The sequence below is a fragment of the Leeia aquatica genome (genome assembly GCF_012641365.1).
In the GTDB taxonomy this organism is placed as follows: Bacteria; Pseudomonadota; Gammaproteobacteria; order Burkholderiales; family Leeiaceae; genus Leeia; species Leeia aquatica.
The window spans coordinates 1,321,822-1,341,496 of the sequence record NZ_JABAIM010000001.1; the positions used below are offsets into that span (position 1 = coordinate 1,321,822).

20 protein-coding genes and 2 tRNA genes are annotated in these 19,675 nt (G+C 62.3%); 4 read left to right on the forward strand and 18 right to left on the reverse strand.

Annotation, left to right across the window (positions count from 1 at the left end; genetic code table 11):
* Positions 1–64 precede the first annotated feature (64 nt).
* The gene (locus HF682_RS06840) at positions 65–670 is read left to right on the forward strand and encodes a YiiX family permuted papain-like enzyme (RefSeq protein ID WP_168876451.1); all 606 of its coding nucleotides are present in this window, start codon (positions 65–67) and stop codon (positions 668–670) included.
* A gap of 22 nt (positions 671–692) precedes the next feature.
* On the opposite strand, the gene HF682_RS06845 is transcribed toward HF682_RS06840, so the two are convergent.
* The 6 genes from HF682_RS06845 to HF682_RS06870 form a co-directional block, all read right to left on the reverse strand.
* Positions 693–1,766 (reverse strand): glycosyltransferase family 4 protein, encoded by a 1,074-nt coding sequence (locus HF682_RS06845; protein ID WP_168876452.1) that lies wholly within the window; start codon positions 1,764–1,766, stop codon positions 693–695.
* On the reverse strand, positions 1,754–2,617 hold the full coding sequence (locus HF682_RS06850) for a UDP-2,3-diacylglucosamine diphosphatase (protein WP_308418705.1): 864 nt from the start codon (positions 2,615–2,617) through the stop codon (positions 1,754–1,756). Before HF682_RS06850 ends, HF682_RS06845 begins: the two co-directional genes overlap by 13 nt.
* An 85-nt stretch (positions 2,618–2,702) precedes the next feature.
* The gene (locus HF682_RS06855; protein ID WP_240947072.1) at positions 2,703–6,200 is read right to left on the reverse strand and encodes a GMC oxidoreductase; all 3,498 of its coding nucleotides are present in this window, start codon (positions 6,198–6,200) and stop codon (positions 2,703–2,705) included.
* Positions 6,201–6,221: 21 nt separating this feature from the next.
* Positions 6,222–7,331, reverse strand: coding sequence for a DUF6765 family protein (locus HF682_RS06860; protein ID WP_168876453.1), 1,110 nt, complete (start codon positions 7,329–7,331; stop codon positions 6,222–6,224).
* 116 nt (positions 7,332–7,447) lie between these two features.
* Entirely contained in the window at positions 7,448–7,987 is a 540-nt protein-coding gene (locus HF682_RS06865) for a CNP1-like family protein (RefSeq protein WP_168876454.1), read from the reverse strand.
* Positions 7,988–8,004: 17 nt separating this feature from the next.
* The gene (locus tag HF682_RS06870) at positions 8,005–8,943 is read right to left on the reverse strand and encodes a threonine/serine dehydratase (RefSeq protein WP_168876455.1); all 939 of its coding nucleotides are present in this window, start codon (positions 8,941–8,943) and stop codon (positions 8,005–8,007) included.
* Between the two features lie 113 nt (positions 8,944–9,056).
* Between HF682_RS06870 and HF682_RS06875 the strand changes: the two genes are divergently transcribed.
* The gene (locus tag HF682_RS06875) at positions 9,057–9,710 is read left to right on the forward strand and encodes a DUF2238 domain-containing protein (protein ID WP_168876456.1); all 654 of its coding nucleotides are present in this window, start codon (positions 9,057–9,059) and stop codon (positions 9,708–9,710) included.
* Here the strand turns inward: HF682_RS06875 and HF682_RS06880 are convergent.
* Entirely contained in the window at positions 9,665–10,045 is a 381-nt protein-coding gene (locus HF682_RS06880; protein WP_168876457.1) for an antibiotic biosynthesis monooxygenase family protein, read from the reverse strand. The two genes, HF682_RS06875 and HF682_RS06880, sit on opposite strands and share 46 nt — an antisense overlap.
* On the reverse strand, positions 10,042–11,202 hold the full coding sequence (locus tag HF682_RS06885) for a cytochrome P450 (RefSeq protein WP_168876458.1): 1,161 nt from the start codon (positions 11,200–11,202) through the stop codon (positions 10,042–10,044). The genes HF682_RS06880 and HF682_RS06885 overlap by 4 nt, the downstream gene beginning before the upstream one ends.
* Before the next feature lie 72 nt (positions 11,203–11,274).
* Here HF682_RS06885 and HF682_RS06890 point away from each other — a divergent pair, with 72 nt between their 5' ends.
* Positions 11,275–11,964, forward strand: a complete 690-nt coding sequence (locus tag HF682_RS06890) for an ArsR/SmtB family transcription factor (protein WP_168876459.1) — start codon at positions 11,275–11,277, stop codon at positions 11,962–11,964.
* A 6-nt stretch (positions 11,965–11,970) separates the two neighbouring features.
* On the opposite strand, the gene HF682_RS06895 is transcribed toward HF682_RS06890, so the two are convergent.
* A complete protein-coding gene (locus HF682_RS06895) occupies positions 11,971–12,609 on the reverse strand; it encodes a hypothetical protein (protein WP_168876460.1) in 639 nt (212 codons plus the stop codon).
* Between the two features lie 122 nt (positions 12,610–12,731).
* Here HF682_RS06895 and HF682_RS17950 point away from each other — a divergent pair, with 122 nt between their 5' ends.
* Positions 12,732–12,863 (forward strand): hypothetical protein, encoded by a 132-nt coding sequence (locus tag HF682_RS17950; RefSeq protein WP_277346156.1) that lies wholly within the window; start codon positions 12,732–12,734, stop codon positions 12,861–12,863.
* Positions 12,864–12,868: 5 nt separating this feature from the next.
* Here HF682_RS17950 and HF682_RS06900 read toward each other — a convergent pair whose 3' ends face one another.
* The 9 genes from HF682_RS06900 to HF682_RS06940 form a co-directional block, all read right to left on the reverse strand.
* Positions 12,869–13,540: an aquaporin gene (locus HF682_RS06900; RefSeq protein ID WP_168876461.1), complete on the reverse strand. Its 672-nt coding sequence runs from the start codon at positions 13,538–13,540 to the stop codon at positions 12,869–12,871.
* Positions 13,537–14,037, reverse strand: coding sequence for an arsenate reductase ArsC (locus HF682_RS06905; protein WP_168876462.1), 501 nt, complete (start codon positions 14,035–14,037; stop codon positions 13,537–13,539). Before HF682_RS06905 ends, HF682_RS06900 begins: the two co-directional genes overlap by 4 nt.
* Positions 14,038–14,073: 36 nt before the next feature.
* Complete coding sequence (locus HF682_RS06910; RefSeq protein ID WP_168876463.1) at positions 14,074–14,409, reverse strand: ArsR/SmtB family transcription factor; 336 nt, start codon at positions 14,407–14,409, stop codon at positions 14,074–14,076.
* 194 nt (positions 14,410–14,603) lie between these two features.
* Positions 14,604–14,679: transfer RNA gene (locus HF682_RS06915), tRNA-Lys, on the reverse strand.
* Between the two features lie 48 nt (positions 14,680–14,727).
* Positions 14,728–14,803 (reverse strand) — tRNA-Lys (locus HF682_RS06920).
* 76 nt (positions 14,804–14,879) lie between these two features.
* Complete coding sequence (locus HF682_RS06925) at positions 14,880–15,491, reverse strand: hypothetical protein (protein ID WP_168876464.1); 612 nt, start codon at positions 15,489–15,491, stop codon at positions 14,880–14,882.
* A gap of 2 nt (positions 15,492–15,493) precedes the next feature.
* Positions 15,494–17,080 carry a substrate-binding and vWA domain-containing protein gene (locus tag HF682_RS06930; RefSeq protein WP_168876465.1) on the reverse strand — a complete coding sequence of 529 codons (1,587 nt, stop codon included), beginning with the start codon at positions 17,078–17,080 and terminating at the stop codon, positions 15,494–15,496.
* Entirely contained in the window at positions 17,080–18,300 is a 1,221-nt protein-coding gene (locus tag HF682_RS06935) for a toxic anion resistance protein (protein WP_168876466.1), read from the reverse strand. The genes HF682_RS06930 and HF682_RS06935 overlap by 1 nt, the downstream gene beginning before the upstream one ends.
* A gap of 29 nt (positions 18,301–18,329) precedes the next feature.
* The gene (locus HF682_RS06940) at positions 18,330–19,481 is read right to left on the reverse strand and encodes a hypothetical protein (protein WP_168876467.1); all 1,152 of its coding nucleotides are present in this window, start codon (positions 19,479–19,481) and stop codon (positions 18,330–18,332) included.
* Positions 19,482–19,675: the final 194 nt, after the last annotated feature.

Consider the following 19,675-nt stretch of genomic DNA (forward strand, 5'->3'; position numbering starts at 1 on the left):
AACGTCGTCCAGCAGCTGGACTCTGAGAGACAAGACCCTTCTGCACGCTGGAGAGCCCTCATTCATGCGCTTATTGACCCTGGCCCGGCAAGGGCTTCTGCTACTGTGTGGCATACCCCTGTTTGCATGGGCGACCTCTTGGCAGGATGGCGACCTGATTTTCCAGACTTCGCGCTCCAGTCAGAGTAGCGCCGTGCAGATCGCCACGGGTTCCCGCTATTCCCACATGGGCATGCTGGTGCAACAGCGGGGAGAATGGCAGGTGCTGGAAGCGGCCGCCACCGTACGCTATACCCCGCTCGCAGACTGGCTGGCGCGCGGCGTGGGTGGGCATGCGGTCATCAAGCGGCTGCGTACACCGTTAACGCCCGCACAGCAGGCAAGCTTGCGGGCCGCGATCCCGACCTATCTGGGCAAACCCTATGACCTGACCTTCCGCTGGTCCGACCACCGCATCTACTGCTCCGAGCTGGTCTGGAAGCTGTACCAGCGCACATTGGGTATCCGGATCGGGCCACTGCAAAAGGTGCGGGATTTCCGCCTGGCCGACCCGCGCATCCAGGCACAACTGCGCGCCCGCTATGGCGAGCAGCTGCCGCTGGATGAGCCAGTGGTGTCTCCCGGCGCCATGTTTGACGACCCTCAACTGCAAACCGTGATGAAGCGCTGATCAGCCCTGCAGCGCCCCCGCATCAGGACTCCGACGTTTGCTGGCGCTCAAGGGTGCGTGGGTTCAGCTCGGCCCACTGCGCCAGATCCAGCTCGGCGCCATGCGGGCGCAAGTGGGAGAGGAACTGGCGGCTGGCGTGCTCCCAGCCGAACTGCTCAGCATGCTGGCGTGGCAGGCGACGGTCGATCTCCAGCGCCTGCAGGCATGCCGTCTTCAGGTCTTCGTGCATCACGCCGGCAGGCGAATCGCCGATCACATCCAGTGGCCCGGTGACCGGGTAGGCGGCGACCGGGCAGCCACAGGCCATGGCTTCGAGCATCACCAGCCCAAAGGTATCGGTCTTGCTGGGGAACACGAAGACCGATGCGCTGCGGTAGACCTCGGCCAATTGTTGCGAATCCAGCACGCCCAGCCAGTTAACGCTAGGAAAACGTCGCGCCAGCTGCTCACGCTGGGGGCCCACCCCAGCCACCCACTTGCTGCCGGGCAAGTCCAGCTCCAGAAACGCGGCCAAGTTCTTTTCCACCGCCACTCGCCCCACGTAGAGGAAGACCGGGGGTTCGGTGGCCAGCGCGTCTGCACGCCCCTCCGGGTGAAAGGTATTCAGGTCCACCCCGTGCGACCAGGAGGCCACATTGTTGAAGCCGCGTGCCTCCAGATCGCGCCGCACCACTGGCGTCGGCACCATCACCGCCTCGGCAGCACCGTGGAAACGCCGCAGCCAGGCATAGCTCACCGACAGCGGTAAACCGGTGCGCAACTGCACATACTCAGGGAAGCGCGAGTGATAGGCAGTCGTGAACGGAAAGCCATTGTTGAGGCACCAGCGCCGTGCCGCCATGCCAAGCGGGCCTTCGGTGGCGATATGAATCGCATCCGGGTTGTACTCGACTATCCGGCGGCTGACCTTGCGATAGGGGAACAGCGACAGGCGGATGTCCGGATAGGTGGGCATCGGCATGGTGCGAAAACCTTCCGGGGTCAGAAATTCGACCTGATGGCCCCAGGTTTGCAAGTCTGCTGCGGTGTATTGCAGCGTACGAACCACACCGTTGACTTGCGGCAGCCAGGCATCAGTCACGATCAGGATGCGCATGCGGTGCTCTCCTTGCTCTGAAAAGGTAATTCATACTGTTGCGGCAGGAAGGCACCGCCCGGCGTCTGCCAGCTGAGGATGCGCAGTTCGCCATTCTCCAGCTCCACCAGCGCGGTCAGGCTTTCCACCCAGTCGCCATCGTTGGCGTACAGCACGCCGTTGATGTCGCGCAGTTCCGCCTTGTGGATATGGCCACACACCACACCGTCGAGCCCGCGACGGCGCGCTTCGGCAGCCACCGCCTCTTCAAACTGGCTGACAAAATTGACGGCCTTCTTGACCTTGTGCTTGAGGTATTGCGACAAAGACCAGTAGCCCAGCCCCAGCCGCGCGCGCAACAGGTTGAGCCAGCGGTTGAGCTTGAGGGTGAATTCGTAGGCACGGTCGCCGACAAAGGCCAGCCATTTGGCACACTGGATGACACCGTCGAACAAATCGCCATGCAGCACCAGCATGCGCCGCCCGTCGGCCAAGGTATGCACCACTTCGTCGGCAATATGGATGTCACCGAAGGACAAGCCGATGAACTGGCGGATGGCCTCGTCATGGTTGCCGGGAATGAAGGTGACCTGGGTGCCTTTACGCGCCTTGCGTAGCAGCTTCTGCACCACGTCGTTATGGCTCTGTTTCCAGAACCATTGCCGTCGCAGCGCCCAGCCATCGACGATATCGCCAACCAGAAACAGGTAGTCCGATTCGGTATGCTTGAGGAAATCCAGCAGGTAGTCCGCTTGGCATCCGGCGGTACCCAGATGGATATCCGAGATGAAAATGCTGCGGAAACGGTGTCGCTGGCCGGTGTGCTCCGGTTCCTGATCAAGCCAGTCTGGGCGGGGGGCAGGGGCATTCACGCCCCTGATCTTGCCCGCACCGGGTTACATCACCATGACGCCAACATGACAGCCGTGTGTCAGGCACTGGCCGGTGGTACAGCCGCTAGCCCGCCGTACTCCGCTGCAAATGGGCCAGGATGTGTGGATAGACGTCCTGCGCCGCCTGCTTGCCAAATATGCAGTCGATATGGCCGTAACCGTCAATCACCGTGCGCTGGTAGAGGCTGCTGCCAAAGGTTTCACACAGCATGTCGTAGGTCAGTGCTGTGCTTTCCGGCAAGAAGCAGGCATTTTCGCTGCCGTGAATGAAGCTGACCGGCTTGTGGAAATGCTGCAGCACCCTGGCACGTGCCTCGGCTTCTTCCGGCAAGTATACATCCTCGCCATCGGCAGCCACCACCTTGCCCTCCCGCACCATGCGGGCGAGGTGGGCGATGCTGTCGATGTTGGCAATACCAAACCATTCACCCAGCGTATTGTGGGTCAACTCATTCAGTTGCGCATGCTCATACAGCAGGGCATACATAAAGCTGATGCGATGGCACACTGCACTATGGCAGCCCTCGTCACGCGGAATGGCCGGGTTCAGTGTCAAGGCCATGTCATACAGGCGGCTGAACCAGCCCGGGTCCTTGTCGACAAAGGCATCCAGTGTATCCACCCCGAGCACCTCCAGCGCTTCCGGCAAGTGCAGGCCTGCCCGCAAGCGGTTGGAGAAGGGCGCTTTCACATGTCCGGCCACCTGTGAGAACAGGGCGGAGCGCACGCCAGGCATGCCTGCCGCCATCGCCATGAACAGCGTACTGGCCCCAAAGCAGTGGCCGATGACATGAATGCTGTCCTGTCCGGTCAAGGCACACACCTTGGCGACCGCCGCCGGCCAGTCGCGTCGCGCCACATCATCACCGGTAAAGGGGGTACGACAGGATGGCAGGGCAATGCTGGCGCGGAAATCCAGCAGCCAGACGTCGTAGCCATGCGCATACAGATATTCCAGCAGGTTGGTGTCGATGGTATCGAGCGAGAAAATGGTGCTGGCGACCCCCAGCCCGTGTCCCAGCAACACCGTACCCTTGTCGCCTCCCCGGTAGCGGCTCAGCTGCAGGGTGACGCCATCATCGGTCTGTACCGGGTAAAGCTGGGGCAGCGGGACCCGCAGCGCCCGCTTCTTGCGCAAACGGGTATCGTCCACCTCACTGCTGCCAAAGGGATAATGGGTCAAACCGCCCAGATAGCTGTCCACCAGCTTGCCCGCGAAGAAACGCCCAAAGCGGGCCATGGCAGACAAGCGCTCGCTGGCGCTGCTGGCATGCAATACCTGCAGGGTTTGCATCTGCTTGAGGAAATCCAGCGGCTGGATATGCAGGATCCCCACCCCCAGCACCGGCGCTTGCGCGTCCAGCCCTTCGTGCACGCTGACATACAGGGTGGTGGTATCGGCCCACATGTCAAACAGGGGATCATCGCGGATGATTTTCTCACCCGAGAAAAACCAGCTGCGCCCATCCGGCGCGTGCAGCTGCATCTGGTAGCGCATATTGCGGGTATCCACCTGCTCGGCATTATCCGTCAGCAGCTGGAAACGGCCATGGCTGGTGGTCAAGGGCTCCGCACACAGGGCGGGGGCCTGTACGGTACCGATCAGGCCTGCCCGATGCGCGGGCTCATCCAGCAGTTGCGTCAGGTCATCGCTCTCGATGGTCAAGGTAAAGGACAGCGGCGAAGCTGCGGCCTCACCCTGCAGGTAACCCTGCTGAAAACCGGCGGCATCCGCCTGCTTCACCGCCGTCGAAAAATAGCCCTTCATGGTTTCCGTAAAGCGGATACCCACCGGCGGCGGCGAAAGCGGTGTGGCCGGATGGGAAGGCAGGCTGACATCCAGTGTCCAGCCTTGCTGAGTAGCCCACAGCATCAGGCTGCGTTCCGCCAGCGCCGTGATGGTGAACAAGGGGTTCACCCCCAGCGAGGTCGGCATGATGGCCCCATCCAGTACAAACAGCCCCGGGTGGACGCTGTCACCCTGCTCGCCGGCAAACACCTGCCCCAGATGGTTGACCACCCCTTGCTCTGCCCGCTCCCCCATGCCACACCCGCCCAGCGGATGTACGGTGATCAGCTCTTTGCCCAGCAACGACGTCCACATCGGGTTCCGCACGAACTCGCCACCCTCGGCAAAACTGAGGTCACGCAGCACCGCATTATCGCGCTGGAATACCGGCAGCTCACCCACCTGTGGCCACACTACCTGCACTCGGTCTTCCGCATCCAGCGCCAAGTGGCCTCCCGCGCCATCGTGGCTCATCACCAGATAGGTCTGGGTATGCTGAACCGCACCATGGTAGGCACCCAGAATCACGCTTTCCGTTTCGCGCAGCTGGCGGCGGGCAGCAGCCAGCATGCCATCATCCGGGCTCTCCGCCAGGGTAGCGTCAGCAGCGGCAAATGCCGCGGGCAACAGGCTGGCCATGGCGCCGGGCAGGCTACCCTCTTCAATCACGTAGCCCTCCTGCACCTGGCTGCTGCCACGCTGGTCAATCAAGCCGGTAATGCAAGGGCCTACCGGATCCGCCAGATCCGGCGCACGGGTACCGTCACCGATACCATTGACGCGTTGCTCCAGGTTATAGGCAAACGCCAGCACGTCACCATTACCCGTGAAGTGCTGACCCAGCTGCGCAGACAAGGGCAAGCCCTGCTGGCGCGAGCGCAACAGGATCTCGGTCGACCCCAGGCTGCCCGCACCCAGTACCACCTGACTGGCGGTAAGACACAGCAGTTCGTCACCAAACCGGTCACGCCCAGTATCCAGCAACTGATAGTAGACCTGCCAACGCTGCTGTGCGGCATCCCAAGCCAGATGATGGACCTGCACCTCACAATAGATTTCCGCACCGTGGTTGCGGGCGTCCGGCAGGTAGTTCATCAGCGTGGTATTTTTGGCCGATACATTACAGCCGGACACACAATCGCCACAGCCGGTACAGGGTTGCTGCATCACGCCCACATGATTGGGGCCATCCACCGTGAAATTGACATTGATCGGTGGTCGCGTACAGCTGGCGGGCAGGCTGTCGGCCATCTGCTGCAGCACCTGCAGTTTGGCGGGTGTGGGCCGGTCTGCCGGATAAGGCTGCGGCTTCAGCATGTCGCGTGCACGCTGATACCCTGCCTTGCGGCCTGACTCATCCTGCCGCAAGGCGGCAGGCCAGCGAGGATGGTCAAACACGCGGGGGTCCGCTTCCAGCGACACGTTGGCGTTCACCAGCGAAGTGCCGCCCAGGCCACAGCCCAGAAACACGTGCATGTCGTCATGCAGGCGCAGGTCATACAGTGCCGTTGACCGGCCGCCCGAGAGCCCGCCCTTGCGCCACTGGAACTGCCCTGCAGCCTCTCCGACTGTATCCGGATACTCGCCGGGTTGCAGCTCTGCGCCCCGCTCCAGCACGCACACGCTCAAGGCACTGCCATCGCTACGGCGCATGCGCGCCAGACGCGATGCCGCCACCCCGCCGCCATAGCCGCTACCGACCACCACAGCATCATAATGGGCTTGCAGGCGATCAATGGGCAGTGACAAACGAATCAGGCCAGATTGCGACATGGTATTCCCTTTCTTGAACGATCAGGCCGCCAACAGGCCATAGCCCGGCAGCAGCTCCAGCAGCACATATTGCCGGTGCCGTAACAATGCATCATGAAAGCGTTTCCAGTGGCTGTGCTGGAAAGCCGGGGTCCACGGATAAACCTGCCCTTTCGGCTGCTCATCTGCCAGCTCGCCCAAGGCCTGCGCCTTCCACGAGCCTGGCCCCTTGGCCAGATAGGTCAGTCTTTCCTTGATCGGTTCACCGCTGGCATCATGGAAGCGGCCGTGCGCAATGGCATCCAGCCAGACCTGATGGCGGACCTCACCGTCTTCATCCTGCGTCTGCCACAACAGCTGGTCCAGTGCGCTGAAATCCGGCAGCGTCACCGCCAGATCGGGATCCCCAGCTCGGTAACGGCAACAGGCCACATACAGCGCCCGTGCGGCCGCAGCAAAGTCCTGGGCATTATTGCGCTCGACCGCTTCTCCCCAGCCATTGTGATATCGCCAATGCAGCCAGGGCAAATCCGGCCAGGACAAGGCCGCACCATGCCCCAGCGGCAGTACCGCCCCGACCAGTTCCCCGGTCAAGGCTTCGACCTGCTCCCGAAAGTATTCGGATAAGCGCTTGATCAGGCTGAGTGGGGAATGGCCATGTTCATCCTGCAATTTGGTGGCGCGGTTGACCGCATGCTGCAGGCCGCAAAACCCCTGATGCGCCCAAGTATCCGCGTACACATGCAGCACAATGCCCAGCCGATGCAAATCCGGCGTCTGCCCGCGCTGCCGGATCAGGTCCGCCACCATGCGGCGGGCGGGCGGACTATCAGGGCGACAGACCATACGGCGAATGAAGCTGTGCTCATCCGTTGCCGTCAGCGGGGTATCCAGCCCGTCATTGCCCGGCAGAAAATGAAACGGGATCCACGCATAGTGGTCCGCCAGCTCGTCAAAGTTGCGGTAATCCAGCATTTTGTGGGCGGAGGCAATCCGCTCGTACAGCATGCGGTTATCAAAGTGGATCAGGCCCTGGTTGGTGGCATCGTCCACATACTGCGCACTGTGGGCAATGATACCGGCCTCCTCAGACGAGAAGCCTGCCATTCGGGCCACCACCCAGGTCACACCATGGTGAAAATCGATCTGCATGCCTTGCCCCCGCGTACTGATCTGTCGTTATAGGCAAAAACCTGATGGCAAACCAGCCTTCGCCAAAGAAAAACCCCGCCGCAGCGGGGTAAGACTGGCCATCCGGACAGGGCACCTCAGTCCGACTTGTGCGAGCCGCTCAGCAGACTTTCAATAGGCCGGTCACGCCGCAAGGCCTCCACCGCATCACTCACCTTGCGCACGGCGATGCGGTCCGGGCAGAAGAAATCGTCATACAGCACGTTCAGCTGACGATTGATCGCCCACTTGCGGAAAAACTGCCAGCTGGGGTTGCGCGGTTCACGCCAGGTACGGGTCCTGTCGTCACCGATGGCGTACAGCTTCTGTTCGTGGGAAGCACAGCGCATGCCTTCACGGGTAATGTTGACCGCCCCGTTTTCGCTCAACACCTTCAGCGTATAGCGCACCACCCCATCCGACGTGACATGCAGGCTGCCAACATCAATGAAGAACTGGTTGGTGGTACCCGAAGTGACGGTAAAGCGCACCCAATCCGGTTTGTCCGGAAACGGTGGCAATGCGGCCTTCACTTCCACCCACGGCTGCTCGGTGTCGTCAATCAGGTCGGTTTCTTCAGCCTGCGCAGTCATCGCCAACCCGGTCAACACCAGCGCGGCCATCCAACGGAATGTCATGTCTACCTTACTCCTGTTTACATCAACGTCGCGGGGTCGGTATTGGCCCCGCACAGCAGCACCCCGACCCGCTCACCCGGCTGCGGCTGGTATTGCCCGCTGAGCAAGGCCGCCAGTGCGGTCGCCCCGCCGGTCTCCACCAGCAGGCGGCATTGCTGCCACAGTGCACGGCGTGCCGACAGAATGGCTTCATCATCCACTTGCACCACCGTCGCTACATGCTGCTGGGTGACCGGGAAAGCCAGCTCACCAATCCGGCGCGATCCCAGCGAATCCGCCGCCACCCCGCCTACCGCCACATCCACCGGCTGCCCGGCCTGACGTGCGGCAAACAAGGTCGGCGCCGTAAAGGGCTCCACCGCCACCACTTTGACCCGACCCGCATACCAGGCTGCCATCCCGCCGATCAAGCCGCCACCGCCCACCGCCACCAGCACGGTATCCAGCTGGGCTTGCTGCTCCCATTCCTGCGCCAGCGTACCCTGCCCGGCCAGCACAGATTCCTGATCGTAAGCATGCACGGTCAACGCGCCGGTCTCCGCCGCACGTTGCTGACTGGCGGCCAGCGCTTCGGCGTAGTTGGCACCATGCAAGTGTACCGTCGCACCGAGACCGCGCAGCCGTTCCACCTTGGCAGCAGGCGCAGCGGCAGGCACAAAGATTTCCGCCTGTGCGCCCAGACGCTGCGCGGCCAGCGCCACCGCAATGCCATGGTTACCCCCGGAGGCGGCAATCACGCCGACCGCCGGCACGGGTTGCGACAGCAGGGTATTAAACGCCCCCCGCGCCTTGAACGAACCTCCATGCTGCAGGTGCTCCAGTTTGAGCGTTAATTCCAAATCCAGCCCAAAGCAGCCCAATCCTGGGCGCAACACCGGGGTTTCACGGACAAAGCCGCGGATACGGGCGGCTGCTTCACGAATCAGATCGGGGGTCACTGGCAGAGGTGCGGGCACGGGGTCGTCCTGTTCTGCGCCGCGACAGCGGCAATGTGCCGATTCTACCCTGTCTGCCACAGCCTTGCAGGGCAGACTGCTATACTGCGCGCTTTCTCAATGCGGGGGCTTGCATGTCGATTTTGCGTCCATGGTTTGCCAGCCGCTGGCATGCGGTCTGGAGTAGCCTGTTTCTGCTGGTGCTGCTGGCCAGCTGGTGGCAACCGATCTGGCCGTATGAGCAAGCCCTGCACAACAGCCTGACGCTGGTTGGCCTGTTGTGGCTGACCTGGCTGCAGCGCCGCTTCCCGCTCAGCGCCACCGAGCTCGGCGGCATCCTGCTGTTCCTGATGCTGCACAGCGTGGCCGCCCGCTGGCTGTACAGCAACGTGCCCTACCTGCAGTGGTGGCAGATGCTGACCGGCAGCACCCTGCCCGACATGCTGGGCGGCCAGCGCAACCACTTCGATCGCTTGGTACATTTTATGTACGGAGCTTGCCTCACCCCGGCCCTGAGCCGGGTGTTGAGCGCCGGGCGGCAGCGGGTCAGCCGCCAAGGCTTCTGGCGCGCCGTGCAGCTGATTGTGGTCAGCAGCGTCGCCTATGAGTGGTTTGAGTGGCTGATCGCCATCAGCCTCTCACCCCACGATGCCGAAGCCTACAATGGCCAGCAGGGCGATATGTGGGATGCCCACAAGGACATGCTGCTGGCCACCCTCGGCAGTCTGCTGTGGGGGTTGCGTTATGCCCGCGCGCCACGTGAATCGGGAACAGTCACGCCATCGTGATGTTGCAGGCTGTCCGCCGGAGCCTCGGCCCGCTGGTTCAGCCCATAATCCCGGCTCACACTGGCCACCCGCAAGCGGTAATCACGAAACACCCCTGCCCGCCCGGCCGCCTGAGTCTGCCGATGCGAGAGGTGATTGCGCCAACGCACGACCGCCGCCTCGTCCTCCCAGAAGGACAATGAGAGTAATTTGTCCGGGGACACCAGGCTGGCAAAACGCTCCACCGAGATAAACCCGGCTTGCTGCTGCAAGTGCGCGGCCAGTTCAGCCGCCAGCTGCAGATAATGGGGACGCTCGGTTTCATCCAGCCAGACTTCAAAAATGACGGCAATCATGCAAACCCCTCTTGGCGCAGGTCAGGAATACGCCCATTCAGTGAGCGCAGGAAAGAAACAGATTGGGGCAGTGCGGGCATGGGCAGTGGCACGGCTTCACGCAACAGGCTGCTGGCCAGCGTAAACGCCAGTGCCTGGCCTGGGCAGGCATGGGCACCCTGCCCAAAGCCAAACAAGCGTGGTGCAGGCCGCTCCGGCCAAAAGCGGTCCGGCTCCGGATTGGCCGCCGGATCACGCTGGGCTGCAGCCAGCAATACCAGAATCACCGCCCCGGCAGGCAGCCTCTGCCCGGCAACCTCGGCATCTTCCACCACAAAGCGGCGGGTGTTTTGTACCGGACCATAGCAGCGTGCGCTTTCCACCACCCAGCGCATCCAGTCTCGTGCGGGATCATGCAAGGGCACGCCTGCTTGCCGGCAAGCCAGTGCAGCATGACCAATCAGGGCTGCGGTGGCTTCGTAGGTTTGTGACAGCAAGCCCAGCAGATTGGCATGGCGTGCGGCATCCGGCAGGCCCGGTACAGCTCGCATCGCCTGTTGCAAGGCGGCGAGCGGCGTACCTTCGGCCAGCGGCTGCTGCATCAGCCCGTCCATTGCCAGGCTCAGCTGCGTGGCAGCATCGCTGGCCTGCTGTAACTGCGTTGTCGTACTCAATGGCGACAGACAAGCCACAAAGGCCGCAATCCATGCGGGCAGGCAAGCCGCCTGGGCTGGGGCAAACCCCAGCAGCTCGCCTACCAGCTGCACCGGCAGGTGGGACGCCAGACGCTGCCAGCCCGCTGCACCCTGCAGCAGCACCCGCTGATCACGCACCCTCGCCTGGCATAGCGCCGCCACCCGCTGCAGGTCCAGCCGCGCCAGATGCTGTTGCAGCAGCGGCTTGAGCTCAGGGTGAGGGGTGGCATCGTTCATGCGCACCAGCCAGCGAAACACCTCACCCGCCGGACTCCCGGCAATGGCAGTGGGTACCGGCTCCTGCGTCGGTCGTACCCGGCACGCCGGATGGGTCAGTACCGCAGCCACATCCTCGGCGCGGCTGGCGACCCACAGACCGCGCTGCGGATCATGCAGCAGCCCGCCCTGCGCCCTCAGCTGGGCGTAATGGGGCCAGGGATCGGCCAAGGTTGGCAGGTCAAGCAATTCAGAGATCGGCATCATTCAGGCTTTCTTTGCGAACACCGGCGTATTGTGTATGCTGGCCCATCGGCTTGATTCGATGGAGATCGAAACATGAATGATGAGAGTGCAGATGCCCGTCTGGCCCGAGTCGCCGCGGCCCTGGCCGAGCCTGCCCGTGCCCGCATGCTGTGCAGCCTGCTTGATGGCCGCGCCCGCACGGCAACCGAGCTCGCCACGGTAGCCGAGGTGGCACCCTCCACCGCCAGCAGCCATCTGGCGCGCTTACAGCAGGAGCACTGGATAGACTGTCTGGTGCAAGGCCGCCACCGCTACTATCGCCTCAGCGCCGGTCCGGCAGCAGGGGCCCTGGAAGCCCTGCTCAATGTCGCCGGACACACAGCCGCCCCCTTCCAGCCCAGCACCCCGCATCATCTATTGGACTTGCGCACGTGCTATGACCATATGGCCGGGCGTGTGGCGGTAGCCCTGCATGACCGCCTGTTTGCGCTGGGCTGGCTCAGCGACCCGGAGACTTATCAGCTACAAGCCACCGGCCAGCATGCCTTGCAGGCACTGGGGCTGGACTGGGCAGCGGTAAACAAGCCTCGGCGCAAACCGGCCTGCGCCTGCCTGGACTGGAGTGAACGCCGCCCGCATCTGGGTGGGGTGCTGGGCGCAGCGCTGCTGCAACTGGCCCGTCAGCGCCAGTGGGTACAGCAAGACCTCGACAGCCGCCGCCTGCAGCTCACCCGCCAAGGCCAACACGCCCTGCAACAGCATTTTGGCCTGACACTGCACTGATCCCGGTCAGGTCAGCATTGCCCCGTCCATCCACAGCTGCAATGCCCCCTCGCTGGAAAAGTGCAGCAGGGGCATACCCTGCAGCAGCGCAGGTAACAGGGCATCATACTTCCCCTTGCCTGCCTCGGCGCTGCTGCGCAGGCCGCCCGCCTGCTCCAGCCCGGCCAGATGGGAGGCCAGCGCAGCCGTGGTATGCAGACTCCAGTCCAGCTCCCGATTTTGTGCGAGCATCGCCTTGAAGGCGTCCTTGAAGGGATAGTCCTCCGGCAAAACCAGCTTGCCTTCCTGATCAAAGCTCAAGGCCTCTGGCGCATAGGGGATGTTGTGTGCTGCCAGCGCAGCCTTCATTTGCCCCTCTGTCCGCTGCCGCATGGCCTCGACATTGCGGGCGCTGGGCAGCAATAGTGGGCCAGGGAAAGGCTGCGACAGAGCTTTATCCAGAGGCATTTCGCCCTGGTCGGTATCTACCAGCGCATCCATGGACCTCACACCGGACTCTGCCGCCAGCCGCGCCTGCGCCTCAGCCGAAATATGGGTGACGCTGGCAGGGTTTGCCGCTGGGGTGGCAGCGGTTGCCGCCGTACGCGAAGCGGGTTTGCTGTAAACCGTACTGACCAGGCTGGACAAGGCAGAGAGCGGATTCATGACGGGCTCGCTTTCAGGGTTGAGGCGAGACTGACCAGCAACCTCCGTGCCAGCCTTGCCCTGAGCCGCCCGCCGGACTAGAGTGGTGTGGCCCTGCCACTGGAGCCCGCCATTCATCACAGATGATGGAAGTACTGAAGCTGAATACTGAGCTGACCCAGGCCACCCGGTACATGACCGAACGCATTGATCACCTCACCGAAGAGCTGCACCGCCATATCCTGCGCAGTACCGCGACGCCGGATCCCTCTTGAAGGCCTCAGCTGCGCGGAGGCTGAGGCTCACTCAGTAACCAGCGGAACAACCCCGCCGCCGCTGCTGCGCCAAGCAGCTGTGACAGGATGAAGCCCGGCACATCCTGCGGGCGGATGCCGGCAAAGGTATCGCTGAGCGCTCGAGCCAGCGTTACCGCCGGGTTGGCAAAGGAGGTGGACGAGGTAAACCAGTAGGCCGCCGTGATGTACGCCGCCACCGCAAACGGGGTGATGCCCGGTCGGTGCCGCGAGCAGCTGAGGATCACCGCCAGCAAACCAAAGGTAGCCACGCCTTCGCTCCAGCATTGCGCCAGACCACTGCGGGCGTGCAGGGAAGCTGAGAACAGCGGCTCGCCAAACATCAGGTGGGCGGCAGCCACGCCCGCCAAGGCTCCCAGTACCTGCACCAGCACATAGCCGGATAATTCGGCCCCACGCAGCTGGCCTTGCCACGCCGCTACCAGGCTCACCACCGGGTTGAAATGCGCGCCGGACACCGATCCGAAGGTCAGGATCAGGGCAAGCAGCCCAGCCCCCGTCGCCAAGGTATTGGCCAGCAGTGCCAACCCCACGCTGCCACCGGCCAGCCGCTCGCCCATGATGCCGGAGCCCACCACCACCGCCAGCAGGAATGCGGTACCGAGCGCCTCTGCCACCAGCCGTCGGCTCAGCGTCATACCGGCATCTCGCCAATCGCCCGCATCTCACGCAATACAGCGTCCCGTTCCATGCTGGACACCGGCAGGTCCACAAAACGCTGTACCTTGGCACGAATCTGCGCAGATACCTTGCTGAACGCCGCACGCCGCGCATCATCGCTGCCTGCTACGGCTGCCGGGTCCTCAAACCCCCAGTGTGCCGAAATCGGCTGCCCCGGCCACACCGGGCACACTTCCCCTGCCGCGTTATCACACACCGTCACAATGAAATCCATACGCGGCGCATCCGGCCCGGCGAACTCATCCCAGCTTTTGCTGCGCAAGGCATCGGTCGGGTAGCCGATTGCCGCCACCTGCTCCACCGCAAACGGGTTCACCTTCCCGGTGGGAAAGCTGCCGGCACTCCAGGCACGAAAGCGGCCTTGGCCCAAGGTGGTGATCAGGGCTTCCGCCATGATGCTGCGGGCCGAGTTGCCGGTGCACAGCACCAGCACATGCAAGGGGTAGTCGGTCATGATGGGACACTCAGGTTTAAAGAAAAACAGAACGGATCACGGCTGCCCCGGCTCGGCACAACCCGGCGCACCCACAGGTGCACAGCAGCTCGCACCACTGCAGCAGTTCTCGGTGAGGTAGGCCAGCAGGGCATTCATGGTGGCAAAATTGGCGGCATAGATGACAAAGCGCCCTTCCTGCCGCGAGCTCACCATCTGCGCCAGCGTCAATTCCTTCATATGGAACGACACCGAAGAAGGCGGCATGCCAACCAGCTCACCGATTTTCCCGGCAGCCAGCCCCGAAGGCCCGGCCTGCACCAAGGCGCGAAAAATGGCGAGGCGCGCTTCGTGCGCCAGCGCCGACAAAGCAGCAACGATCGGACTTTTCATGATAATTCTATAATAATTGAAATGTGGTGTGCTGTGAAGGGTGCTGCCTCTCGACACTAGTGGGAAACTACGGAAGGCGAGACATACAGGAAGTCGTGCCGAGGCCAACCCCACCAAAAATTGATTTTGCGGAGCAAACCCCGATTTGCGGAGCAAAAGAAAACGGCCCACATTGCTGTGGGCCGCTTGAATACTGGTGGGTGATGAGTGGCTCGAACACTCGACCTACGGATTAAGAGTCCGCTGCTCTACCAACTGAGCTAATCACCCAAATTGTCGTGGTCATTGCTGATCGACCCCGACATTCTACCCTGTTTTTGGTGGGTCGTGCGGGACTCGAACCTGCGACCAACGGATTAAAAGTCCGCTGCTCTACCGACTGAGCTAACGACCCTCAAACAAGAGAAGCGAGATGATACGGTCGCTTTGGCTTCTTGTCAACAGGCCGCGCCCTACTTTGTACGAACCACTCAGAAGGTCAGCTTCTCCCCGAACTGCTGTTCCAGCAGGCGGCTTTGCACCTGCATCTGCTGCAGGTCACCGGCGTAGAGCTTGTCCTCCAGTTCATCCATGGCGTTGTGCATCAGCTCAAAGTGCTGCAGCAGCAGGTCATGTGGAGACTTGCCCTGTTTTTTCATGCGGGCGTACATCGGCGGCAGCCGCAGATAGCTCTCGATGGAGGTAGGCAGATGCTTGAGCAGGGTCTGCTTGATCAGATGACGGGCCTCTGGGGCAACATCCCCAGACACTTCCAGCTCCTTGATCCGTGGCAGCATCTGCTGGGCTTTGTCGAGGATATGCTGTAGCGCAGGCTGAGTGTCTGGCGGCAGCCGTGGCAGGGCATGCTCGCGCAGCCACTCCAGCGCCTGCTGGGTTTTCAGGTTTTCCGGCAGGGTCATCGGCGGAGGCGGGGTCAGGGTCACCACCAGCGCCAGCGTGCCGATATAGGCCCCTGCCACCATGCCCCACACCATCCAGTTCGGCGCCCGCAAAATACCCGCCAGGTATAAGCCCAGTACCGCGATGGCCGCCAGCAGCCCCAGCAGATTGGCGGTAGAATAAAAGAAACGTCGCCAGCCCATGGTTACTGATTGGCCCTTATCTTCTTGAACACTTTGGAGAGTGGCGTCTTGCGCGCATCAAAGGTCTGTCCGCCGGTCAGGCTTGCCAGCTGGCTCATCTCACCCTCATCGGATTCGCCAAACAGGATCGGGTAAACCGGCACCTTGCCCCCACCCCACTGCTGCAACTTTTGCTGGAAGTCGCTGAACTCACTGCCATCTGCATTCTCTCCGTCTGTGAGCAGGATGATGGCCACATTGCGCTCACCCGATTTGGCCAGCTTCAGCGCCTCCGGATAAGCCTTGAGCAGGGTGTCGTAGATGGCGGTACCGCCACCGGCCTGCAGGTAATCCACGTTATAAGCAAACTGTTGCATGATGACTCGGTTGGCGTCCGGGTCCTTAACCATCTCGAAAGACAGCATGGGGTCGATCACGTGGCTGAAGGGCAACAGGAACAGCTGCTCACGTTCGCGCAAGGTGGCAAAGCGGCCTGTCACGGTATTGTCGTCCTGCACCAGCGTCAGCAAGGCTTTGCGGGCGGTGCCGATGCGATCATCCCGGCTCATCGAGCCCGACTGGTCAAACAGGATGAAGGTGCTGACCGGGCGTGAGTAGCTATCCAGATAGCCACGCAGGATGGCATCCACCACTGCACGTGAGCCCGGGAAGGGCAATTCGTTGACCACCACGTCGCCATCATCCCCGCCTGTGAGCGGGGTACGCTGGGTGGTCGCCGCAATCTGCTTCTGGGTTTCCGCGCTACGCAGCCAGGTCAGCAGCGCTTTGTAGGTAGTCGCTTGTTTGGAGGATTTCAGCAGCATCAGGGGATAGTCCGCCGTGATCACGCCCTCCTTCGGCAACAGCACCTGCAGCGGCACACCACGCGCCGCCATGCCTTTGATGACGGATTCGTAGTTGACCATGCCATCGGCCGCCGCCGGTGTGGCCGCCAGCTTCTCGGCGAGCAGACCACTGGAGCCACTGGCGAGCGACTGCCCCTTGAACAGGGCTTTCAGTTGCTCAGACGGCACATCGCTTACCTGCAGGGCATCGGCCTTGCCGGACAGCTCCGTCGCCAGTCCCACCAGCGCGACAAAGCCGGTATTGGACGAGGTCGGGTTGCTCATGGCGAAGCGGAACTTGCCTTGCTCAGACGCTGCAATCACGTCCCGCCAGCCCACTTGACCGGACTTCCAGCCAAGCTTCGCCGCCACTTCCGGCTTCACCCCCAGCACCACGCGGGAGTACATGGTTTTTTCCGATTGGGCGATCAGCTGCCGCGCTTCCGGAATCAGCTGCATGTACTTGCCGTGCGACACCCAGACGGCATCATAGCGATCCGGTTGCTCCTGCAGCTGGTCCACCGCATCCAGCGTGCCGCTATATTCGAGCTGGATGTTGACCTTGTTCTGCTGCCCGAACTGCTGCAGCAAGGGCACCATGTCCTTCAGCTCCGAGCCCGCCAGAATGCGAAATACCGGCCAGGAGGCATCCGGCGCAGCGGCATCCTGCGAGGCGTCGGGTGACGATGTCTTGTCGCACGCCAGCAGACTGGCTGCCAGCACGGCCAGCAGCCCCCATTGCAGATACCGCCACGCCCGGCGCATCACAGCGTAATGCCCTGCTCGGCTTGCGCACCCGGCTTGTTCGGGTCCATATCCAGCCGTTTACGCGCCGTGTCGATCTGAGCCTTGATAAGACGGTTGTTCTCCGCCATGGTGGCGAGCGCCTGGGTGCGATAGTTGTCCATGGTGTCCATCGCCTTGAAGGTCTGGTCAAACATGGTTTGCAGGGTTTTCACCCCCAGCGCCGGGTCCTGGGCAAAGCGGGTGGTCATGTTGACGTGCTCGTTCAGGGCCACCCCGGTATGCACGATCAAGTCTTCAATGGTCTTCTGGGTAGCCTGCACCATCTCCATGGTCTTCTGCTGGCGATCGGTCGCACGCGCCAGCGTCACCGCTACGGTGAGTGCGGCACGGCCAATGGTCGCCATGCGGTCGCAAGCATTCACCACCTCACGCCCGGTCTTCTTCAGCTCACCCAATACCGCGTAGGCATTGATGGACAGCGCTTGCGAGGTTTGCACATCCGCCAGGTTCTGGCGGATATAGAACAGCACTTCCTGCTCCAGCACCTTGGCGCGGTCGGCGTCATTCGGTTTGATACGGTCGATCTCGGCGCTCATCCGCTCGTCCAGCGAGCGGATGAAGAAAGCCACCCCTTCCAGCTTTTCCAGCGCCGCCCACATTTGCTGGCGCGCCACATCCAGCTCGGCAATGTCTCCCCGGATGGCATCCTTGGCCTCCAGCAACTGCTCGGTCAACTTGGTGATCTGCTCACCTGCCCCCTGATAACGGCGCAGATAGGCATTCAGCTTCTTAGCAAACGGAATCGGGATGCCGAGGAAACGGGTCGGGGCGAACAGGTCACCCTGGCGAGCCGGGTTCAGGTCATCAAACAAGCCGCGCAGCTCCAGCAGCGCCTTGGAGGCAGGGTCATCTTCCAGACCGATCAGGTTACGCTCGGTGAAACTGTTGCTCAGCGTGGTGGCAGTTTCGATCTCCTTGCGCCCGACCGAGAATGCCTTGTCCAGCTGGCTCTGGAATTCCGGGGTTTTCGGGTCGCCACTCAGCAGCGCCTGCATGAAGCCATCCAGCTGCTCCTTGATGCGCGCCTGCATCTCGTCCGGCAGCTTCACGGCACCCGGTGTCTGCTCCGGCTTGACCGGCTGGATCACTTCTGGCGGCTCCAGCTGCAAGGTGGGCAGGTTGAATTCCGGAATGGCCTGGATAACGGGCGCGGCAGCGGTCTGGGTCTCAACAGTCACGGGGGTGATCCTTTCCTGGTCAGCACTACTCATTCAAATCGGGCAACGATAGCGTCCTGCATGGCATCCAGCACGTGGGTAGCCGGCATGTCGGCCAGTTCAATCAGCTCGGGCGCAGGCAGCTTGATGGATTGCATGGCCGCCTCAAACACCTTGGGGTCGTTGGTGCGGAAACCATACTCTGCCGCAATCTTCTGCAGGTCTGGATCGCTGGCCAGCAGCTGGCCCACCCGCTGACCTGCGTTGCTGCGGGACACCCAGATGTGCTTGAGCACCAGGCTCGGGCGCGGGTAGATCAGTACATGCTTGTCGCGCAGCTTGCCCTGCCGCTTGGCTTCGACAAACTGGGATTCGTAGATCAGCACCAGTGGCGCCTTGCCCATGCCCTGACCGATGTAGTCTTCAAACGGCCCGGCCAGCGTACCTTCCTGAAAGCCTTGCCGGGTCATCAACGGTGCCAGCTCGTCTGCCAGCTTCACTGCCGCCTCGCTATTGGCGGGGACCTCGCCATGATTGCGCACCCAGGCCAGCAGGGCAATGTACAGCATGCCAGTATTGGATTTGCGCAGATCGGGGGTATTGACCAGGATGCCCTTGTTGACCGGGAATACGGCATTATTCTGCAGCTGGTTCCAGCGCTTGCCTTCCAGCATCAGCGGCAGGGTCTTGTCCAGCAACAGATTGGACACATCGTCGCGGGTTTCCAGCAGGCCGTTGGACGACAGCACCGGCAGCAATGGGGACCAGCTGGCCATCACCAGCGGGGTGGAGAATACGGGCTGCGCCGTCACCCCTGGCTGCCCTTTCAGGCCTTGCTGCACGTCCAGCGCGGCATTGGACCCGGCGGGCCAGATGGCGTCAAAATTACTGAGTTTGGGTAGATCATCCTTGAAGCTGCCACTCTTGGTCAGCTGCAGGCACAGGTTTTCTTTCTGCAGCCGTGCAATCACCCGCGCATCCTGCAGGTAGGCAAACTTGGCGGAGCCGGTCAGCACGGAGACTGTATTGCAGTTGGCAGGGACCTGTGCAGTAGTGGCCATGGCACCGGCAGGCACCGAAGCGGGCACCGTCGACGCGTCATCGCCAGAACCCGCCGCGCCCCGCGTAGATTTCCAGATCCCGGCTGCTACCGCCAGCAGCAGTGCCAGCGAGAGAATGACCCCGAGTATCTTGCGTCCCATGCCGTCCCATCCCTTTCCATGTAGAAGCCATTAGCGCACAAGCCGGTTGCGCAGCCATGACGGCACAACAATAGCAGAAAGACTGACCGCTGCGTGCAGGCTGAAACATTGCCTGATCAGATGGGGGAGCCCAGCCTTGTTTTCAAGCCGCCGCAACCATAGACTGCAAGCGTGCCCCACTCCTCACGCATCGA